Here is a 21129-nt window from a genome sequence, read left to right on the forward strand (position 1 = left end):
TGTTCGCACATGGAAAAGACACGGAGAAGTTCACTAAAAGCACTGTATCGCGCCGGGAGTCGAATTGTCAACCGAGGAATTTCGGAAAGAGCAGGAATTCATCACACAGCTCTACGCACGACTCGACGACCTGAGGGACCGGGCCGAGGCCGCCGTGGGCAAGGCGCTCAAGGCGCCCTGGGTCGGCAATCAGGGCCGTCTGGAGCGGGACGTGCTGGTGGCCGAGCAGACCGGGGTGCTCTCCGCGCTCGACGCGGGCGAGACCGGGCTCTGCTTCGGGCGGCTCGTCTTCCGCGACGGCCGCGACCACCACATCGGGCGGATCGGCATCCGCGAGGACGACCCGAACCGCACGCCCCTCGTCGTCGACTGGCGCGCCGAGGTCGCGCGGCCCTTCTACCTCGCCACCGGCTACGAGCCGATGGGCCTCAGCCGCCGCCGGCACATCACCGCCCACGGCCGCGAGGTGACCGCCCTCCACGACGAGGTCCTCGACCTCCAGGACGGGACCCGCACCGGGCACGAGAACCGGGACGCCGACGAGGTCCTCCTCGCCGCGCTCGACGCCGCCCGCACCGGACGCATGCACGACATCGTGCAGACCATCCAGGCCGAGCAGGACCGCATCATCCGCTCGCCGCACCGCGGCGTCCTCGTCGTCGAGGGCGGCCCCGGCACCGGCAAGACGGCCGTGGCCCTGCACCGCGCCGCGTACCTCCTCTACGCCCACCGCGAGCAGCTCGCCAAGCGCGCCGTCCTGATCGTCGGCCCCAACCCCGCCTTCCTCGGCTACATCGGCAACGTCCTGCCCTCGCTCGGCGAGACCGGCGTCCTGCTCGCGACCCCCGCCGAACTGTTCCCCGGCGTCCGCGCCACCGGCACCGACGCCCCCCGCGCCGCCGCCGTCAAGGGCGCCGCCACCATGGCCGAGACGCTCGCCCGGGCCGTACGCGACCGTCAGCGGGTGCCCGAGCGCGGCGAGCCGCTGATCGTCCCGCACGACGACGGCGACCTCGTCATCGACTGGGACATGGCCCTGGAGGCCCGCCACAAGGCCCGCGAGACCGCCCTGCCGCACAACCTCGCCCGCCCCTACTTCGTCTTCAACATCCTCGACGCGCTCGCCGCGCAGCTCGCCGACCGCATCGGCGCCGACCCCTACGGCGGCCCCAACTTCCTCGGCCCCGACGACATCGCCCTGCTCGCCAAGGGCATCGCCGCCAACGCCGAGGTCCACGCCGCCGTCGACACCCTCTGGCCGGCCCTCACCCCCGAGGCCTTCCTCGCCGACTACCTCGCCGAGCCGACCCACCTCGCCGACGAGGCGGACGCCGCCGCGATCCGGCGCGAGCACGGCCCCTGGGCCCCCGCCGACGTCCCGCTGCTCGACGAGGCCGCCGAACTCCTCGGCGTGGACGACTCCGCCGCCCGCGCCGCCGAAGAGGCCGAGCGGGACAAGCGGATCCAGTACGCGCAGGGCGTCCTCGACGTCAGTTACGCGTCGCGCACCTACGAGTTCGAGGACAAGGAGGAGCTGGACAAGGACGCCGCCGAGGTCCTGTCGGCGCACGACATCATCGACGCCGAGCGGTTCGCCGAGCGGCACGAGGAGGCCGACCACCGCAGCGCCGCCGAACGCGCCGCCGCCGACCGCACCTGGGCCTTCGGCCACATCATCGTCGACGAGGCGCAGGAGCTCTCCGCGATGACCTGGCGGCTGCTGATGCGTCGCAGCCCGACCCGCTCCATGACCCTGGTCGGCGACCCCGCGCAGACCGGCGACGCGGCGGGCGTCGGCGCCTGGGAGGAGATCCTCGCGCCGTACGTGCAGGACCGCTGGGAACTCGTACGGCTCGGGGTCAACTACCGCACCCCCGCCGAGATCATGGCCGTCGCCGCCGACGTCAGGCGCGAGGCCGACCCGGGCTTCGAGCCGCCCCGATCGGTCCGCTCCACGGGCGTCGAGCCCTGGCGGCGCGTCGTCGAGGAGCCGGTGAAGGAGGCCGCCGACGCGGTGGCCGCCGAGGCGCGCGCCGAGGGCCGGCTCGCCGTGATCGCCCCGCCGGAGCTCCACCCGGCGCTCACCGCCGCGCTCCCGGAGGCCTCCCACGGCCCGGACCCGGACCTGACCCGGCCGGTGGTCCTCCTCGACCCCCGGCAGGCCAAGGGCCTGGAGTTCGACACGGTCCTGGTCGTCGACCCGGACGGCATCCGGGCCGGCGCCACGCACGGGGTCAACGACCTGTACGTGGCACTGACCCGGGCCACCCAGCGGCTGGGGATCATCAGCCAGGCCTGAGCCCGAGGCCCGGCCCGGCCGCGAGGCCCGGCCTCGGGCCTCGCGCTCAGGCGGGCCTCGGCGTCAGGCGGGCCTCAGCCAGACCGTCGCCAGCGGCGGCAACGTCATCCGTACGCTCGCCGAACGGCCGTGGGACGGCACCGACTCGGTCTTCACCGGGTCGGTGTTCGCCACGTCCCCGCCGCCGTAGCGGGCGGAGTCCGTGTTCAGGACCTCCGCCCAGGCAGCGAACGCGTCCGGGACGCCGAGGCGGAAGTCGTGCCGGACGACGGGCGAGAAGTTGCAGACCGCGAGCAGCGGCGCGCCCTCGGCGTCGTAGCGGAGGAACGCGAAGACGTTGTCCTCGGCCGCGTCGCCCACCACCCACTGGAAGCCCTCGGGCACGGTGTCCCGCTCCCAGAGTGCCGGGGTCGCCCCGTACACCGTGTTCAGGTCCCGCACCAGGTCCCGTACGCCCCGGTGGTCCGCCTCCGCGCCGTACGAGGGGTCGAGCAGCCACCAGTCCGGGCCGTGCTCGGCCGACCACTCCGCTCCCTGGGCGAACTCCTGCCCCATGAAGAGGAGTTGCTTGCCGGGGTGGGCCCACATGAAGCCGAGGTACGCGCGGTGGTTGGCGCGCTGCTGCCACCAGTCGCCGGGCATCTTCGAGACCAGTGCCTGCTTGCCGTGCACGACCTCGTCGTGGGAGATCGGCAGGATGTAGTTCTCGCTGTACGCGTACACCATCGAGAACGTCATCTCGTTGTGGTGGTACTTGCGGTGCACCGGCTCCTTCGAGACGTAGCCGAGGGAGTCGTGCATCCAGCCCATGTTCCACTTCATGCCGAAGCCGAGCCCGCCGAAGCCGCCGGGGCCGACCTGGTCGGTCGTCCGCGTCACCCCGTCCCAGGCCGTCGACTCCTCGGCGAAGGTGATGACGCCCGGGCAGCGCCGGTACACCGTCGCGTTCATCTCCTGGAGGAAGGCGACCGCGTCCAGGTTCTCCCGCCCGCCGAACTCGTTCGGCAGCCACTCGCCGTTCTCGCGGGAGTAGTCGAGGTAGAGCATCGAGGCGACCGCGTCCACGCGCAGGCCGTCGATGTGGAACTCCTCGCACCAGTACACCGCGTTGGCGACCAGGAAGTTCCGCACCTCCTTGCGGCCGTAGTCGAACTCCAGCGTGCCCCAGTCGGGGTGCGCGGAGCGGCGCGGGTCCTCGTGCTCGTACAGCGGCCGGCCGTCGAACTCGGCGAGCGCCCAGTCGTCGCGCGGGAAGTGCGCGGGCACCCAGTCCATCAGGACCCCGACACCCGCCCGGTGCAGGGCGTCGACGAGGTACTTGAAGTCGTCGGGGGTGCCGAGGCGGGAGGTCGGCGCGTAGTAGCCGGTGACCTGGTAGCCCCAGGAGCCGCTGAAGGGGTGCTCGGCGACGGCCATGAACTCCACGTGCGTGAAGCCGAGATCGCGGACGTACGCCGGGAGTTGCTCGGCGAGCTGGCGGTACGTCAGACCGGGGCGCCAGGAGGGGAGATGGAGCTCGTAGACGGAGAGCGGGGCCTCGTGGTGCGGGCGGTCGCCCCGGCCCGCCATCCACCCCGCGTCGTCCCACTCGTGGTACGAGTCGGTGACGACGGAGGCGGTGTTCGGCGGGCACTCGGCGCGGCGGGCCATCGGGTCGGCGCGCAGCGTGTGGGAGCCGTCGGGGCGGGTGATGTCGAACTTGTAGACCGCGCCCTCGCCGATGCCGGGCACGAACAGCTCCCAGACGCCGGTGGCGCCGAGGGAGCGCATCGGCAGTGCCGTGCCGTCCCAGTGGGTGAAGTCGCCGGTGACGCGGACACCGCGGGCGTTGGGGGCCCAGACCGTGAACCGGGTGCCGGTGACGCCCTGGTGGACCATCGGGCGGGCGCCGAGCGCCTTCCACAGCTCCTCGTGCCGGCCCTCGCCGATCAGATGGAGGTCGAGCTCGCCGAGGGCGGGCAGGAAGCGGTACGGATCCTCCACGGGCTGCTCGTCGCCGTCGTAGCGGACGCGGAGCTCGTACGGCGGGATCTTGCGCAGCAGCGGCAGCAGCCCGGAGAAGAAGCCGTCGCCGTCGTCGTGCAGGGCGACGCGCTTGCCCTTGGCGACGACGGCGACCTCACGGGCGTACGGGCGCAGCACCCGGATCGCGACGCCGCCGCGGACCGGGTGCGCGCCGAGGTGCGCGTGCGGGTCGTGGTGCTCCCCGGCGAGCAGTCGCGCGCGGTCCCCGGGGTCGAGCGGCGGCGCCTTCCGTACGGCCTCCTGGGCGGCCCGGGGGGCGGGCGTCTTGGCCGAGGGCGCTGCCGTCTTGCGAGCGGATCGGGCGGTCACGGGGATGCCTCCTGCAAGGGTGTCGGAAGGTGTTGGGCCGAGGAAGATGCGCCGGTTCCCACGCAACCGCAACGCCGCGGCCCCCGCACAGGAAACTCGGCCGAACGGGCCTCGCGCCCCTGCGACGCCGTCATTCCGGGCCCGACAGGCGTTCGATGGCTGACATGGGGACCGGGAGCCAGTCCGGGCGGTTGCGGGCTTCGTAGAGGACTTCGTAGACCGCCTTGTCCGTCTCGTAGGCGCGCAGGAGCGCCGGGTCCTCGCGGGGGTCGGTCCCCGAGGCCTCGGCATAGCCCGCGCAGTACGCCGCCCGGCAGCGCGTCGCCCACTCGGGTTTCCACGGGCGGTGCGTGCGCGCCGCGTAGTCGAAGGAGCGGAGCATGCCCGCCACGTCGCGGACGGCCGGCTGCGGGCGGCACCGCTCGGCCAGCGGCTTCGCGGGCTCGCCCTCGAAGTCGATCACCGCCCAGCCGCCGTCCGCCGCCCGGAGCGTCTGGCCCAGGTGGAGGTCTCCGTGGATCCGCTGGAGGTGGCCCGAGCCCTCTCCCGCCGCCGCGAAGACCGCCCGCAGCCCCGGTACGTACGGCAGCAGGGCCGGGACCGCCTGCGCGGCCGCGTGCAGCCGCTGGTCCATCTCGGCGGCCAGGTGCTCCGTCTGCGTCCGGAGCAGCCGCTCCGTCGGCAGCGCCGTCGCGAGCGCGAGGTGCACCTCGGCCGTCGCCCGGCCGAGCGCGTGCGCCTCGTCCGTGAACTCACGGCCCTCCGCGAGCGCGTCCAGGGCGAGCCGCCACCCGTCGCGGGAATCCCGCAGATATGGCTGGAGGACGCCGAGCGTGCTGGCGCCCGACTCGAACCAGGCCACCGGCGCGGGGACCCGCGCGCACCCGGCGCGGGCGAGCGCGAGCGGCAACTCCAGATCCGGGTTCACCCCGGGGCTGACCCGCCGGAAGATCTTCAGGATGTACGTATCGCCGTACACGAGCGAGGAGTTGGACTGCTCGGCGTCCAGGACCCTGGGTGCCAGGGGCGCGGGCAGCTCGGAGGTGCCCTGGAACGTCAGCGGGCCGATCCGGCCCGGGGTGCGCAGCCGTTCGTAGAGCAGTCCGGCGAGCCGCGGGTCCCGCAGCCCTTCGTAGACCGCCCGGCCCGCCAGCGGCCCCTGCCGGATCCGCCCGATCAGGGCGGGGGCGAGCCGGGGCGGCAGTTGGGTGCGTACGCCCAGCAGGATCTGGTAGCAGTCCGCGGGCGTACCCGCGGGGCGGCCCGGTTGTTCCACCCGTACCAGCAGGTGCAGCAGTCCGGGTCCCGGGCCGTCCAGCGGCAGCAGCTCGGTGGCCGCTTCCAGTGTGAATCCGGTGACCCGGCGGCCCTTGCCCGCGAACCAGCGCTGCCGGGGCAGCCATTCATGGAGCAGGGGAGCGAGTGACGGGAGGAGGGCGGCCGGGGCCCGGGTGGTGGATGCGGTCTCCGGCATGGCATCGCGTCCTTTCCCCGGGGGGCGCAGATTCGAGTTCGCGTGAATCGAGTTCAAATGCGCAGAGTGTCCCGGATGGCGGCTTCGGCTGTCCGGATGTGCGGGACGTGTCGGATGGGGAAGATCCGTATGGGCCCGACAAGAAGGCCCGTATGGACCTGAATCGACTGTGTGTGGGACACAGTGCCCAGGGTGGCGCGGGGGAAACCCGCTCCACCCCGGGCAGTTGACTGACGATCCGTCAGGAACTCGCCAACCGGCTCTTCTTCAGGCGGAACCAGTAGAAGCCGTGACCGGCCAGGGTCAGCAGGTACGGCCACTGCCCGATCGCCGGGAACCGCACCTGGCCGATCAGCTCCACGGGGCTCATGCCGTCGAACTGCCGCAGGTCGAGCTCCGTCGGCTGCGCGAACCGCGAGAAGTTGTTCACGCAGAGCACCAGGTCGTCGTCGGACTCCCGGAGGAAGGCCAGCACCGCCGGGTTGGACGACGGGAGTTCCGTGTACGAGCCGAGCCCGAAGGCCCGGTTCTGCTTACGGATCTCGATCATCCGCTTCGTCCAGTGGAGCAGCGACGACGGCGAGGCCATCCCCGACTCCACGTTCGTCACCTGGAAGCCGTGGACCGGGTCCATGATGGCCGGCAGCGTGAGCCGGCCCGGGTCGCAGGACGAGAAGCCCGCGTTCCTGTCCGGCGTCCACTGCATCGGGGTCCGCACCCCGTCCCGGTCACCGAGCCAGATGTTGTCGCCCATCCCGATCTCGTCGCCGTAGTACAGCACCGGCGAACCCGGCAGCGAGAACAGCAGCGCGGTGAACAGCTCCATCTGCTTGCGGTCGTTGTCGAGCAGCGGGGCGAGGCGGCGCCGGATGCCGATGTTCGCCCGCATCCGGGGATCCTTGGCGTACTCCGCGTACATGTAGTCGCGCTCTTCGTCCGTGACCATCTCGAGCGTCAGCTCGTCGTGGTTGCGCAGGAAGATGCCCCACTGGCAGCCGTCCGGGATCGCCGGGGTCTTGGCCAGGATCTCCGAGACCGGGGTGCGCGACTCCCGCCGTACCGCCATGAAGATCCGCGGCATCACCGGGAAGTGGAACGCCATGTGGCACTCGTCGCCGCCCGAGGCGAAGTCCCCGAAGTAGTCGACCACGTCCTCCGGCCACTGGTTCGCCTCAGCGAGCAGCACCGTGTCCGGGTAGTGGTCGTCGATCTCCTTGCGGACCCGCTTGAGGAAGGAGTGGGTGGCCGGGAGGTTCTCGCAGTTGGTCCCCTCCTGCTGGTACAGGTACGGCACCGCGTCGAGCCGGAAGCCGTCGATGCCGAGGTCCAGCCAGAACTTGAGCGCCGAGAGGATCTCCTCCTGCACCGCGGGGTTCTCGTAGTTGAGGTCCGGCTGGTGCGAGAAGAACCGGTGCCAGTAGTACTGCTTGCGCACCGGGTCGAAGGTCCAGTTCGAGGTCTCCGTGTCGACGAAGATGATCCGGGCGTCCTGGAACTGCTTGTCGTCGTCGGCCCAGACGTAGTAGTCGCCGTACGGCCCGTCGGGGTGGGCGCGCGACTCCTGGAACCACGGGTGCGCGTCGCTCGTGTGGTTCATGACGAAGTCGATGATCACGCGCATGCCGCGCTGGTGCGCCGCGTCGACGAACTCCACGAAGTCGGCGAGATCGCCGAACTCCGGCAGCACGGAGGTGTAGTCGGCGACGTCGTAGCCGCCGTCCCGCAGCGGGGACTTGAAGAACGGCGGCAGCCAGAGGCAGTCGACGCCCAGCCACTGCAGGTAGTCCAGGCGGGACGTGATGCCCTTGAGGTCGCCTACGCCGTCCCCGTTGCTGTCCTGGAAGGACCGCACGAGCACTTCGTAGAAGACGGCCCTCTTGAACCAGTCCGGGTCACGGTCCTTGGCGGGCGTGTCCTCGAAGGTGTCGGGGACGGGTTCGTTGACAGTCATGGTGTGGGTGACCCTCCGGTCGACGGGGACGGTCGCAGAGCGAAGACGTGCGCGGGCGTGACGCCCGGCTCGAGGCGCACATAGTTGGCCCTGCCCCAGTGATAGGTCTCGCCGGTGAGCTCGTCGCGCACCGGTACGGTCTCGTGCCATTCGAGGCCGAGTTCCGGCATGTCCAACGAGACCGTGGCCTCCTGGGTGTGGTGCGGATCGAGGTTGGCGACCACCAGAACGGTGTTCGATCCCGAGCGCTTGCTGTACGCGATCACCGCGTCGTTGTCGGTCGTGTGGAAGTGGATGTTCCGCAGCCGGCGCAGGGCCGGGTGGCGGCGCCTGACCCGGTTGAGCGTGGTGATCAGGGGCGCGATCGAAGCGCCCGTACGCTCCGCCGACTCCCAGTCCCGGGGCCGGAGTTGGTACTTCTCCGAGTCCAGGTACTCCTCGCTGCCGTCGCGCAGGGCGGTGCCCTCGCACAGCTCGTACCCGGCGTACATGCCCCAGGTCGGTGAGAGGGTGGCGGCGAGCACCGCCCGCACCTCGAAGGCCGGCCGGCCGCCCTGCTGGAGGTAGGCGTGCAGGATGTCCGGGGTGTTCACGAAGAAGTTCGGCCGCATGGAGGCCGCCGCGTCGCCGGAAAGCTCGGTCGCGTACTCCGTGAGCTCGGCCTTGGTGTTGCGCCAGGTGAAGTACGTGTACGACTGCTGGAAGCCGATCGCGCCGAGCGTGCGCATCATCGCGGGCCGGGTGAACGCCTCCGCCAGGAAGATCACGTCGGGGTCGCTGCCGTTGATCTCGCCGATCACCCGCTCCCAGAACACCACCGGCTTGGTGTGCGGGTTGTCGACGCGGAAGATCCGTACGCCGTGGTCCATCCAGTGCCGCAGCACCCGCACGGTCTCGGCGACGATCCCGTCCATGTCCTGGTCGAACGCGACGGGGTAGATGTCCTGGTACTTCTTCGGCGGGTTCTCCGCGTACGCGATCGAACCGTCCGGGCGGTGGTGGAACCACTCCGGGTGCTTCTCCACCCACGGGTGGTCGGGCGAGCACTGCAGCGCGAAGTCGAGCGCGATCTCCAGGCGCAGTTCACGGGCCCGCGCCACGAAGGCGTCGAAGTCCTCGATCGTGCCCAGGTCCGGGTGGACCGCGTCGTGACCGCCCTCGGGGGAACCGATCGCCCACGGCACGCCGACGTCGCTCGGGCTCGCCGCGAGCGCGTTGTTGGGGCCCTTGCGGTGCGTGGTGCCGATGGGATGGATCGGCGGGAGGTAGACGACGTCGAAGCCCATCGCGGCGATCGCCGGCAGCCGTTCGGCGGCGGTACGGAAGGTCCCGGCGACCGTCCTGCCCCGCACCTTCTTCACGCCCTCCGAGCGCGGGAAGAACTCGTACCAGGAGCCGAAGAGGGCCCGCTCGCGCTCCACCTGGAGCGGCAACGCGGGGGAGGAGCTGACCAGTTCGCGCAGCGGATGCCGGGCAAGGGCCTCGGTCACCTGCGGGGCGAGCGAGGCCGCGAGCCGGGCGGCGGCGGGGCGGGACACGTCGCGCAGCGCGTCGGCGGCCGCGAGCACGGCCTCCCGGCCGCCGCCCTTCTTCGGAACGCCCTTCGCGGCGCGTTCGTGCAGCTCCGCGCCCTCGGTGAGGACGAGCTCGGAGTCGATCCCCGCCGGGATCTTGATCTTCGCGGTGTGCCGCCAGGTCGCCAGCGGATCGCTCCACGCCTCGACGGTGTACGTCCACAGCCCCTCGGCGTCCGGCGTGACCTCGGCGCCCCACCGGTCGGTGCCGGGGGCCAGTTCACGCATCGGGATCCAGGGGCCGGGACGGCCGGAGGGGCCGCGCAGCACGACATTGGCGGCGACGGCGTCGTGGCCCTCGCGGAAGACGGTGGCGGTGACCTCGAAGGTCTCCCCGGCCACCGCCTTCGCGGGGCGGCGGCCGCAGTCGACCAGAGGGCGGACGTCCAGTACGGGAATGCGTCCCATGAGCGGATTCACAGCATCACCTGAGGGGGTACGGGGGTGCGGGTGGTGGTGCGCTCTTTGTAGCTCCGTCGACGGCTGGCGGGTTGCGGGCATGGCCGCTCCTGTCCGCGTTCACTCGGATGGCGGGTCTACGGGGTGTACGTACGGTTCGTACGGGGGTGGACGTAAGGGGGTCCTGCGGAGGTGTCCTACGGGGGTGTACCGGGGGAGCCTTCCACCCACTTCGGGTGGGCAATCCGGCGCTTTGTTAACTACTCGGGCGTAGTCGCGCGGGCAAGCGCCCGGACACAGGAAACCGGCCCCGTCCCTGAGGGACGAGACCGGTTCTCTTCTTGCCGGCCGGATGACGGATGGCGGATGGCGGAATGTCAGCCCTGGGCCGAGGGAGACTGCTCCTCCGCGTCGCCGGACCACATCTGCCACGGCTGGCGGGTCACCCACTCCTCCACGGGGGCCGCCCGCACCCCGAGCACGTCCGCCGAGACCCCGTCGTCGGCCGCGAGCAGCAGCGGGTCGGCGCCCGTCGCCATGTAGTGGTAGATCCCCGCGACACCCGCCGCCGTCTCCGGGCCGAGCAGCTGGGCCAGCCCGCGCTCGAACACCTCCGGCGGCAGCTGCCGATAGCGCACCGCACGGCCGAGACCCCGGCTGAAGGCGGCCGCAAGCTCGTCGCCCGTCAGCGACCGCGCCCCGCCGATGTCGAACGTACGGCCCTCCAGACCCTCGCCGACGAGCGCCGCGTGCACCGCCTCCGCGAGGTCCCGGTGGGAGAGCCAGGCCGTCGGCGTGGACGCGGGCAGCGGATAGGCGAGGACACCCTCGTTCACCAGGGCCGGTCCGTTCCACGGCGAGAACAGGTTGTCCAGATAGACCGGCGGCCGTACGACGACCAGCGGGACGCCGCTGCCCCGCAACTCCTCCTCGGCGATCCGCCGCGTCTCGAACGCGGCGACCGAGGTCGGCCCCTGCGGGACCCGCGTGTTGGCGTTGAGGACCAGGCGCACGGTCCCCGCCGCGAGCGCCGCGAACGCCACGTTCCGCGCGTAGGCACGGATCCGCTCCGGCTCGTACACCAGCGGCAGCGTCACCACCCCGTGCGTCGTCCCCTCGAAGAGCCGCCGCACGTCCGCCGGTCTGGCCAGGTCGCCCGCCACGAACAGGGCCCCGGGCAGCGGCGGCCGGTCGCCCGCCGGTCGTCGGGTGAGCGTCCGCACCCGGTGGTGCCGCTCGACGAGCAGACGCGCGATCGCGCCCCCCTGGAAACCGGTCGCTCCCACGACCGCGACCCTCATCGGTATCTGACTGGACATGTGTCGTAGAGGCCCTTCGATAGGGTGTGGTGGCTGCCGTGACGTCTCTCTCAGGCTGGCGGCGGCGGCTCACACCGTTCAATTAACAAACCGGGGCGGAAGTTGAAGGATCGTCCATGGACACCGTGGCAACCGACCGTGACGACCGGCGTGAGGAAGACGAGGCCGAGGACCTCCTGAGCGAACTGCTCAAACCACTCCGCCTCACCGGAGTCTTCGACAGCCGCTGGCACGTCCGCGCGCCCTGGGCCATCGAGGGCGACGCGGAGCAGAGCTGTGCCGTGCTCCACTACATCGTCGAGGGCGGCTGCTGGATCACCGGCGACGGCCACCCGCCGCTGGAGCTGAACGCGGGCGACCTGATCGTCTTCCCCACCGGCAGCGCCCACCGGCTCTCCGACCGGCCCGACCGCCAGGGCGTGCCGCTCAGGGCCGTGCTGCCCGAGCGCAAACCCGGCACCTCCGGGGAGATCCGCATCGACGGCTCCGGCGCCGAGAGCCGGCTCCTGTGCGCAGGACTCCACTACGACGCCAGCGCGGCCAGCGGGCTCTACACCTCGCTGCCCTGGGCGCTCGTCCTCGACGGCGCCCAGGTCGACCGCGAGCCGCTGCTCCGCGACACCCTGCGGCTGCTCGCCTCGCCCGACCGGCCCGTCGGCCCGGGGGACCGGCTCATCACCCTGCGTGCCTTCGAGATGGCCCTCGTCCTCGCGCTCAGGCCGCTGCTGCGCGACCTCGCCGACAACCCGACCTCGCTGCCGCTGCTGCGGCACCCGGGCATCAGCCAGGCGGTGGTGATGATCGCCACCCGGTTCGCCCAGCCCTGGACCATCGACTCCCTCGCCCGCGAGGTCGGCATGTCCCGCTCGGCGTTCACCGCCGCCTTCCGTGAACTCGTCGGCGAGTCCCCGGCCCGCCACCTCACCTCACGGCGCATGCAGGAGGCTGCCCGACTGCTCTCCGAGACCTCCCTCCCGCAGTCCGCCGTCCCCTCCCGGGTCGGCTACCAGAGCGCCGTCGGCTTCCACCTCGCGTTCCGTAAATGGTTCGGAATGACACCTGGGGAGTACCGCGCGGGGATATGCCACGCTGCCTGATCCGTACAAAAGCCGCATGAACGCCCGGAGACTGGCCGGTTCTTAAGGACCACTGGACGGACGTTCATTGCCCCGTGCGTACGGGCCGTGGAGGCTCGGGACCGGCAACCAGCCGTGACGTACGAGGAGAGGCGATATCACCGTGACGAGGTCCGGGCAGGAGTATCTGGAGGCACTGCGCGACGGGCGCGAGGTCTGGCTCGACGGAGAGCGGATCAAGGACGTCACCGCGCACCCCGCCTTCCGGGCGACCGCGGCCTCCTTCGCCGGGCTCTTCGACCTCGCCCACGACTCCGCGCACACCCCGGAGCTCGTCTGCGGCGGAGTGCACCGCGCGTACGCCGTGCCCCGCTCCTACGAGGACCTGGTCGCCCGCCGAAAGGCGTACAAGGTGTGGGCCGAGGCGAGTTACGGCTTCCTGGGCCGTACCCCCGACTACATGGCGTCAGGCGCCGCCGGCTTCGCCGCCGCGCCCGAGGTCTTCACCACCGAGGGCTTCGACGGCGCCGAGAACGCGCTCGCGTACCACCGCCGGCTCGCGGAGGGCGGCCTCTACGGTGCGTTCACGATCACCGACCCCGCCTGCGAGGGCGTGCGGGTCGTCGAGGAGCGCGACGGCGGGATCGTGGTGCGGGGCGCCAAGACGATCGGCACCGGGGCCGTCTTCGCCGACGAGATCCTGGTCGGCACGATCGAACCGCTCGCCCCGGAGGACGTCGAACGGGCCGTCTCCTTCTCGGTCCGGGTGGACACCCCGGGCGTCAAGCTCGTCTCACGGACCTCGTACGAGGGGCAGGCCCGGTCCGTCTTCGACCAGCCGCTCTCCTCCCGCTACGACGAGAACGACGCGCTGCTCGTCTGCGAGGACGTGTTCGTGCCGTGGGAACGGGTGCTGACCTACCGGGACGTGAACGCGACGGCCGCGATGTGGTGGGAGACCCCGGCCTATCTGCACTTCACGCACCAGTCGTCGACCCGCTTCTGGACCAAGCTGGAGTTCCTCACCGGCCTCGCGATCCTCCTCGCCCGCTCCAACGGCACGGACCGGATCCCGCAGGTCACCCAGGCCATCGGGCGACTGCTGGGCATGGTCGCCCAGGCCAAGGCGTTCGTCCTCGGGGCGGAGGCGTCGTGGGAACCGGTCGCCGGCGGGCGCGGCGGGGTGCGGCCGGGACAGGAGATCTCCTTCGCGCAGCGCATCATGGCCGGCGAGCTGTACCCGCGGGCGGTGGCGGACATCAAGCTCCTCGCGGGCGGCGCGATCGTGCAGACCCCGGCGAGCGGCCGCGATCTGCTCCACCCCGAACTCGGCCCGCTGATCAGCCGGTACGTCCGCACACCGGGCGACCCCGCCGAGGACCGGCTCAAACTCCTCAAGCTGGCCTGGGACGCGCTCGGTTCGGAGTTCGCGGGCCGCCACGAGCAGTACGAACGCTTCTACCAGGGCGCCCCGCACGTCTACCTCACGATGCAGACCTGGGCGGGCGCGGCCGACACCTGCGAGGACCTGGCACGCACGTGCCTGCAGGGCTACGACCTGGGCACCACGAAGTGACGGCGCCCGGGGCGGCGTACGGGCCGGGTGGTCCGCGCGCGGCGGTCCGCCTGCCGGGGGGCAGGCGGACCGTGCCCGCGTCCGTGCCCCCGTCCGCCTTCTTGTCCGCGTCCGTGTCCGCGTTCGTGTCCGCGTCCGACGGGGATCCCGGCTGGGGTCGGCGTCCGGCCGTCGCCGTCGAGGGCGTCCGGTGAGCGGCGGTCGCGTCCCCCGGGGCGCTCTCCCGCTGCTCGCCGCCACACAGCTGCTGCTGATCCTCGACACCGCGATCGTCAACGTCGCGCTGCCCTCCGTCGGCGAGGACCTCGGGGCGGGCTCCGCCCAGCTGTCCTGGGTCGCCAACGCGTATCTGATCGCCTTCGGCGGGCTGTTGCTGCTCGGCGGCCGCGCCGCCGACCTGCTCGGACACCGCAAGGTGTTCCTCGCCGGGCTCGGCCTCCTCGCCGCAGCCTCCGCGCTCGGCGGCCTCGCGCCGGACGCGGGTGTCCTGGTCGCCGCCCGGGCCGCGCAGGGCGTCGGCGCCGCGTTCGCCGCGGCCGCCGCGTTCGCCCTGCTGCTCGTCCTCTTCCCCGACGGGCCCGCGCGGCACAGGGCGCTCGCCGCGTTCGCCGCGATGGGCGGCCTGGGCGGTGTCCTCGGTACCGTCCTCGGCGGTGTCCTCACCGACCTCCTCGGCTGGCGCTCCACGCTCTGGCTCAACGTCCTCGCCGCGCTGCTGCTCGGCGCCCTCGTCCTGCGCGTCCTGGACGGACGTACCCCGAAGGCCGACGACGGCCACCGCTTCGACCTGGCCGGCGCCCTCACCGTCACGGCCGGCCTCGCTCTCGTCGCGTACGCCCTCGTCGGCGCCGCCGACCACGGCTGGCTCTCCGCGCCCACCCTCGGCACGGGCTGCGCGGGACTGCTCCTGCTCGCCGTGTTCGCCGTCGTCGAGACCCGCGCCGCCCGGCCCCTCGTGCCGCCCGCCGTCCTCGCCCGCCCCGCGCTGCGGCTCGCCAACATCCTCAGCGCCCTCGCCCAGATGACGCTGTTCCCGATGTTCTTCCTGGTGAGCCTCTATCTGCAGAGCGTCATCGGGTACGCGCCCCTCGGCGGCGGACTCGGCCTGCTGCCGCTCTCCCTGGTCGTCGTCGCGGTCGCCCCGCAGACCGGCCGGCTCATCTTCCGGATCGGCCTGGGCCGGACCATGACCCTCGGCTTCGCGCTGCTGTGCGCCGGCACGGTGTGGCTCGCCCTCGCGCTCCGCTCCGACGGCACGTTCCTCACCACCGTCCTCGCGCCCAGCCTGCTCCTCGGCGCGGCCCTGCCGCTGGTCATGGTCACCACCAACGTGGCCGCCACCGCCGACGCCGCCCCCGAGGAGACCGGACTCGCCTCCGGACTCGTCAACACCGCCCAGCAGTTCGGTTCGGTGCTCGGTCTCGCCGTCCTGGTGGCCGTCGCCACCACCCGTACCGAATCGGCCACCGCGGCCGCCCGGACCGACGGCTTCCGGGCTGCTCTGCTCGTCGGCGGGGCCTTCGCCGCCGTCGCCGCGGTGGCCTCCCTACGCTTGCGCCTGCCCACGCCCACCCCGGCGCCGCCACGCCAGGGACGCGTGACCGAACCACGGTGAGCACGGTGACCACGTAGACCCGGCGAGTGAGCCGATGGGCGCCGCGGGCGTCGGACGGGAAGATCGCGCGCAGGCCCCGAGGAACGTAGGGGCACGCGCACGAGCGACCGACGACGTCCCGCGTGAGGTGCCCGGAGGTGAACGAGCCCCAAAACAGAGGGGGCATTCCGTTGGCCCTGTACGACCTTGTCGCGCCCCGGCTGGAGGAACGCGGAGACCCGCGTTACCGCATAGCCGACATACGCGCCGCCGACCCGCTCGGCGCAGACGCACTGCTCGCCGCGTTGCCCGGCATGAACGATCGCGGCGACGCGGCCGCCCTGACCGTCGCCCTGCGGGCCCTGGTCCCCGAGCGGGAACTGGCCGCCGAGTGGAGCGTGATCGACGCGCTCGCGGCCATGCGCGACCTCGGCATCCTGCTCGGCTCGCTGAAACGCCACGGCATCCAGCCCACGGCCGCCGTCCCCGAGGTCCTCCCGATCCTCGAACTCCTCGGCCGGCGCACGGACATGGTGCCCCGGGACACCGTCCACCACTACACGACGTGGAACCCGACAGGACCGCGCCAGCGCATGTACACCGGCGACGCCATGGAGGCCCGCCTCCAGGACGCCGTCCGGATGGCGTTCCCCGGCCTCGTCTCCGCCCTCGACAGCTGCGCGCGGCTCGCGACGCTCGAACCGTACGACCCCGGCTTCGCGGTCGCCCTCGACCGCATCGCCCACCACGTCCAGTCGATCGTCGACGCCATCGACTTCACCGTCGCCCACGTCAGCCCGGAGTACTTCGCACTGACCCTGCGCCCGTACTTCGAGGAGGTCGAGGTCGCCGGGCGCGAGTACCTCGGCCCGGCCGCCGCCCAGGTTCCCCTCTGGCTGGTCGACCTGACGCTCTGGCAGTGCGACCGCTCCGACCCGGCCTACGACGCGTTCCTGGCCGAATCCGTCGAGTACAGCCTGCCGTCCTGGCGGGCCTTCCACGCCCGGCACGCCGGCGGGATCTCCGCCGTCAGCAAGCTCTCGGCGGCCGTCAGTTGGGAGAGCGGCCACCGGCTTCCCCCGCAACTGGCCGCCTCCGCCCTCGCGCTCGGCCGCGTCCTGAAGATCCTCAAGACCTTCCGCGCCCGCCACATCGGCATCGCCCGCAAGGCCTACGCGGAGGACGTGCGGCTGTACGAGGAGGGGAGCGGCGGCGCGCCCGTCGCCCTGCTGCGCTCGATACTCGACCTGACGAGGGACAACGACACCCTGGTGCGCCGTGCGGCGCAGGGCGCGTCGGGGGCGCCCGGCCACGGGGTCCATGCCTCCACGCGGCGAGGGGGAGTCCGATGACGTCCCCACCCCCGAACGCCTCCCCGCTCCCACCCGAGGCCGGGCGCGACCTGCCCGGCGGCGGGCTGCTCCACGTCGTCGTCGCGGGCGGTGGCATCGCCGGGCTCACCGCCGCACTCGCCCTGCACGCCGCCGGATTCGACCGCGTCACCGTCGTGGAGTCCGTCCGCGAGAGCTGCCCGGTCGGCGCGGGACTCAACCTGATGCCCGCCGCCGTCCGCGAACTGGACGCCCTCGGCCTGCTGCCCCGCCTCGAAGCCGGGGCGCTGCGCACCCGCGAACTGCGCTACTACCACCGCTCGGGCGGCCTGATCTCCCGCGAACCCCGCGGCCTCGGCGCCGGCTACCGCTGGCCCCAGCTCTCCATCCACCGCGCCCACCTCCAGGAGGTCCTGGCAGAGGCGGTACGCGAACGGCTGGGCGCCGCCGCCCTGGTGACCGGCGTCCGGGTGACCGGCGTGGAGCCGCTGCCCGACGGCCGCCCTCGCATCCAGCTGGTCCACCGCGACGGCGCCGTCCGGGGCCGGGCCTCCCTCGAACCGGACGTCCTCGTCGGCGCCGACGGCATCCGCTCGGCCGTCCGGGCGGCGCTCAACCCCGGCGAGGGCGCCCCGCCGTGGAACGGGACGCTGGTGTGGCGGGGCGTCTCCCGGATGCCCGCCCGGTCCGTCGGCACCTTCATGCTCATCGCGGGCGACGACCGGCAGAAGGCCGTCGTCTATCCCATGAGCCGGCCCTCGGGCCCCTTCCGCGAGGTCCTGGTCAACTGGGCCCTGGCCCGGCCGGCGGAGACGGCGGACGAGCGCTACCTCGGCGACTGGAACCGACCGGTCCCGGTGGAATCGTTCCTGCACCACTACGAGGGCTGGGAGTTCGCCGGCATCAGCGTCCCCGAGGTGCTCCGCGCCGCGACCACCGCCCACGAGTACCCGATGGTCGACCGCGAGCCCCTGGCGCGCTGGACCCACGGCAGGACCACCCTCATCGGCGACGCGGCCCACGCGATGTACCCGATCGGCTCCAACGGCGCCTCGCAGTCCATCCTCGACGCGCGCGCCCTCGCGCACGCCCTCGCGCTCCACCGCGACCCCGCCGAGGCACTCGCCGCCTACGAAGCGGCCCGCAGGCCCGTCACCACCGAGCTGCAGCGCGCCAACCGGCGGCTCGGCCCCGAGGTCGTCATCAACCTGGCGCACCAACGGTCCCCGCACGGCTTCACCGACATCCACCAGGTGATTCCCGCCGCCGAACTGGCCGACATCGCCGCGCGCTACGCCGCCACGGGCGCCGCGGACCCGACCACGGTCAACCAGGGTTCGCCCTACGAGGTGCGGCTCCCCGTCGGGGACCTGCCGGTCGGCGCGCCGCGCTGACGCCCCTCCCGGGCCGCGGCACCACCCCCGCGCGCCGTGGCCCGGGAGAGCGGGGTGCCCTACCTTCGGTGGATGCACAGACCGGCTGCACAGCGTGGTGCGTCGGCTCCGCTCCGTACTCGCCTGCGAAGGTGGAACGCGTGAAGGCAATCCGTCGATTCACCGTGCGTCCCGTCCTCCCCGACACCCTTCGACCCCTCACCGACCTGGCGCGGAACCTGCGCTGGTCCTGGCACGACCCGACCCGCGAGCTCTTCCGCTCCGTCGACCCCGACCACGCCGGCCGCGCGGACGACCGCCGCGCCGACGACCTCGACCCCGTCCGGCTGCTGGGCTCCGTCTCCGCCGCCCGGCTCGCCGCGCTCGCCGGGGACCAGGAGTTCCTGGCCCGGCTGCGCGCGGCGGCCGAGGACCTCGACCACTATCTGCGCGCCCCCCGCTGGTACCAGGAACAGCAGCAGGGCCGGCAGGCGCGGGGCGGGCGACTGCCCGCCTGCGTCGGCTACTTCTCGCCCGAGTTCGGGGTGGCGGCGGCCCTGCCCCAGTACTCCGGAGGTCTCGGCATCCTCGCCGGCGACCACCTCAAGGCCGCCAGTGACCTCGGCGTCCCGCTCGTCGCCGTCGGCCTGCTCTACCGACACGGCTACTTCCGCCAGTCGCTCTCCCGCGAGGGCTGGCAGCAGGAGCACTACCCCGTCCTCGACCCGGGCGAGCTGCCCGTCACCCTGCTCCGCGAGAGCGACGGCACGCCCGCCCGGGTCACCCTCGCGCTGCCCGGCGGCCGCGGTCTGCACGCCCACATCTGGACCGCGCAGGTCGGCCGCGTACCGCTGCTCATGCTCGACTCCGACGTCGAGGGCAACGCGCCCGCCGAACGCGAGGTCACCGACCGGCTGTACGGCGGCGGCAGCGAGCACCGGCTGCTCCAGGAGATGCTGCTCGGCATCGGCGGCGTCCGCGCCGTCCGCACCTACTGCCGGCTCACCGGCACCCCCGCGCCCGAGGTCTTCCACACCAACGAGGGCCACGCGGGCTTCCTCGGCCTCGAACGCATCCGTGAACTGGCGGGGGAGGGGCCCCACGGGCAAGGGATGGACTTCGACGCGGCCCTGGAGACCGTCCGTGCCGGGACGGTGTTCACCACCCACACGCCCGTCCCCGCCGGCATCGACCGCTTCGAGCGCGGACTCGTCGCCCGCCACCTCGGCGAGGACGGCGAGCTGCCCGGCGTCGACGTCGGCCGGATCCTCGCCCTCGGTGACGAGACCCCGCTCGGCGGCGAACCCGGGCTCTTCAACATGGCCGCCATGGGCCTGCGGCTCGCCCAGCGGGCCAACGGCGTCTCCACCCTCCACGGCTCGGTCAGCCGCGCCATGTTCGGCGGCCTGTGGCCGGGGTTCGACCCGGAGGAGGTGCCGATCGGCTCCGTCACCAACGGCGTCCACGCCCCGACCTGGACCGCCCCCGAGGTCGGCCGCCGCGCCGAGGAGGCCGACGACCGGGAGCTGTGGGAGCTGCGGCGGACCCTGCGCGAACAGCTCGTGACCGAGGTACGGGAACGGGTGCGGGACTCCTGGCGGCAGCGCGGCGCCGGGGCCGCCGAACTCGGCTGGACCGACACGGTCCTGGACCCGGACGTGCTCACCATCGGCTTCGCGCGCCGGGTCCCCTCGTACAAGCGGCTCACGCTGATGCTGCGCGATCCCGACCGGCTGCGGGCGCTGCTGCTGCACCCCGAGAGGCCCGTGCAGCTCGTCGTGGCGGGCAAGGCGCACCCGGCCGACCACGGCGGGAAGCGGCTCGTGCAGGAGCTGGTGCGGTTCGCCGACGACCCCCGGGTGCGGCACCGGATCGTCTTCCTGCCCGACTACGGCATGGCCATGGCGCGCAAGCTCTACCCCGGCTGCGACGTCTGGCTCAACAACCCGCTGCGTCCGCTGGAGGCCTGCGGCACGAGCGGGATGAAGGCCGCACTCAACGGCTGCCTCAACCTCTCGGTCCTGGACGGCTGGTGGGACGAGTGGTTCGAGTCCGACTTCGGCTGGGCGATCCCCACGGCCGACGGGGCGGCGGCGACGGACGAGGAGCGCCGCGACGACCTGGAGGCGGCCGCGCTCTACGAGCTGATCGAGCGCCGGGTCGCGCCCCGCTTCTACGACCGGGGCGCGGACGGGGTGCCGGTCCGCTGGACGGAGATGGTTCGCAGGACCCTGCGGGACCTCGGCCCGAAGGTGCTCGCCGACCGCATGGTGCGGGAGTACGTGGAGAAGCTGTACGCCCCGGCGGCCCTGGCCCACCGCGCGCTGGTCCCGGCGGCCGCGCGGGAGTTGGCGGCGTGGAAGTCCCGGGTGCGGGGCGGCTGGCCGAAGGTCGCCCTCGACCACATCGAGGTGGGCGAGCTCGGCGAGGACCTGGCGGACGCGGAGCTCGGCGCGACGGCGGCGGTTCGGGTCCGGGTGTCGCTCGGCGAACTGGGGCCCGACGACGTGGAGGTGCAGGCGGTGGCCGGCCGGGTCACCCCCGACGACGCGCTCGTGGAGACCAGGGTCTGCGTGCTGAAGCCGGTGGGCGGACCCGACCTGGAGGGCAGGCAGCTCTACGAGGGCTCGCTCGTCCTGGACCGTACGGGCTGCTTCGGCTGCACGGTCCGGGTGCTTCCGGCCCACCCGCTGCTGGCGTCGGCGGCGGAGATGGGTCTGGTGACCCTGCCGACGGAGTGCACGGGGGAGGGGGCCGGGGTGCTCCTGAGGTGAGGTGGTCTGGACCAGGGTATTGACGTGTCCATGGGGTGCCTCTAAGTTCCTCGCT

12 protein-coding genes are annotated in these 21129 nt (G+C 72.7%); 7 read left to right on the top strand and 5 right to left on the bottom strand.

The window, feature by feature from the left end; translation table 11 throughout:
- Positions 1–64: 64 nt before the first annotated feature.
- Entirely contained in the window at positions 65–2299 is a 2235-nt protein-coding gene (locus tag ACGFYP_RS21080) for a HelD family protein (protein ID WP_393495515.1), read from the top strand.
- 63 nt (positions 2300–2362) lie between these two features.
- Here the strand turns inward: ACGFYP_RS21080 and glgB are convergent, their stop codons facing one another.
- The 5 genes from glgB to ACGFYP_RS21105 all read right to left on the bottom strand — a co-directional run bounded on the left by glgB (position 2363) and on the right by ACGFYP_RS21105 (position 11350).
- On the bottom strand, positions 2363–4633 hold the full coding sequence (gene glgB, locus ACGFYP_RS21085; protein ID WP_393495518.1) for a 1,4-alpha-glucan branching enzyme: 2271 nt from the start codon (positions 4631–4633) through the stop codon (positions 2363–2365).
- A 130-nt stretch (positions 4634–4763) separates the two neighbouring features.
- Entirely contained in the window at positions 4764–6107 is a 1344-nt protein-coding gene (locus ACGFYP_RS21090; protein WP_361959417.1) for a maltokinase, read from the bottom strand.
- Positions 6108–6348: 241 nt separating this feature from the next.
- Positions 6349–8058 carry a maltose alpha-D-glucosyltransferase gene (gene treS, locus ACGFYP_RS21095; RefSeq protein WP_393495522.1) on the bottom strand — a complete coding sequence of 570 codons (1710 nt, stop codon included), beginning with the start codon at positions 8056–8058 and terminating at the stop codon, positions 6349–6351.
- Positions 8055–10040: an alpha-1,4-glucan--maltose-1-phosphate maltosyltransferase gene (locus ACGFYP_RS21100; protein ID WP_393495525.1), complete on the bottom strand. Its 1986-nt coding sequence runs from the start codon at positions 10038–10040 to the stop codon at positions 8055–8057. The genes treS and ACGFYP_RS21100 overlap by 4 nt, the downstream gene beginning before the upstream one ends.
- Before the next feature lie 368 nt (positions 10041–10408).
- Complete coding sequence (locus ACGFYP_RS21105) at positions 10409–11350, bottom strand: SDR family oxidoreductase (protein ID WP_393495528.1); 942 nt, start codon at positions 11348–11350, stop codon at positions 10409–10411.
- A 116-nt stretch (positions 11351–11466) separates the two neighbouring features.
- Here ACGFYP_RS21105 and ACGFYP_RS21110 point away from each other — a divergent pair, with 116 nt between their 5' ends.
- The 6 genes from ACGFYP_RS21110 to glgP all read left to right on the top strand — a co-directional run bounded on the left by ACGFYP_RS21110 (position 11467) and on the right by glgP (position 21074).
- A complete protein-coding gene (locus ACGFYP_RS21110; protein ID WP_361959405.1) occupies positions 11467–12447 on the top strand; it encodes an AraC family transcriptional regulator in 981 nt (326 codons plus the stop codon).
- A 142-nt stretch (positions 12448–12589) separates the two neighbouring features.
- On the top strand, positions 12590–14002 hold the full coding sequence (locus tag ACGFYP_RS21115; RefSeq protein ID WP_393495532.1) for a 4-hydroxyphenylacetate 3-hydroxylase family protein: 1413 nt from the start codon (positions 12590–12592) through the stop codon (positions 14000–14002).
- 190 nt (positions 14003–14192) lie between these two features.
- A complete protein-coding gene (locus ACGFYP_RS21120) occupies positions 14193–15617 on the top strand; it encodes an MFS transporter (protein WP_393495535.1) in 1425 nt (474 codons plus the stop codon).
- 170 nt (positions 15618–15787) lie between these two features.
- Positions 15788–16948 (top strand): monodechloroaminopyrrolnitrin synthase PrnB family protein, encoded by a 1161-nt coding sequence (locus tag ACGFYP_RS21125; RefSeq protein ID WP_393495538.1) that lies wholly within the window; start codon positions 15788–15790, stop codon positions 16946–16948.
- Positions 16945–18321 (top strand): FAD-dependent monooxygenase, encoded by a 1377-nt coding sequence (locus tag ACGFYP_RS21130; protein ID WP_393495542.1) that lies wholly within the window; start codon positions 16945–16947, stop codon positions 18319–18321. Before ACGFYP_RS21125 ends, ACGFYP_RS21130 begins: the two co-directional genes overlap by 4 nt.
- Before the next feature lie 140 nt (positions 18322–18461).
- On the top strand, positions 18462–21074 hold the full coding sequence (glgP, locus tag ACGFYP_RS21135) for an alpha-glucan family phosphorylase (protein ID WP_393495545.1): 2613 nt from the start codon (positions 18462–18464) through the stop codon (positions 21072–21074).
- Positions 21075–21129: the final 55 nt, after the last annotated feature.

This window comes from Streptomyces sp. NPDC048370, assembly GCF_043200825.1.
Lineage (GTDB): Bacteria > Actinomycetota > Actinomycetes > Streptomycetales > Streptomycetaceae > Streptomyces.

What these genes read in the sequence shown, in the direction of transcription:
- ACGFYP_RS21090 (WP_361959417.1), bottom strand. Translation starts at nt 6,107, where the DNA reads ATGCCGGAGACCGCATCCACCACCCGGGCCCCGGCCGCCCTCCTCCCG.
- treS (WP_393495522.1), bottom strand. Translation starts at nt 8,058, where the DNA reads ATGACTGTCAACGAACCCGTCCCCGACACCTTCGAGGACACGCCCGCC.
- ACGFYP_RS21100 (WP_393495525.1), bottom strand. Translation starts at nt 10,040, where the DNA reads ATGGGACGCATTCCCGTACTGGACGTCCGCCCTCTGGTCGACTGCGGC.
- ACGFYP_RS21105 (WP_393495528.1), bottom strand. Translation starts at nt 11,350, where the DNA reads ATGTCCAGTCAGATACCGATGAGGGTCGCGGTCGTGGGAGCGACCGGT.
- ACGFYP_RS21110 (WP_361959405.1), top strand. Translation starts at nt 11,467, where the DNA reads ATGGACACCGTGGCAACCGACCGTGACGACCGGCGTGAGGAAGACGAG.
- ACGFYP_RS21130 (WP_393495542.1), top strand. Translation starts at nt 16,945, where the DNA reads ATGACGTCCCCACCCCCGAACGCCTCCCCGCTCCCACCCGAGGCCGGG.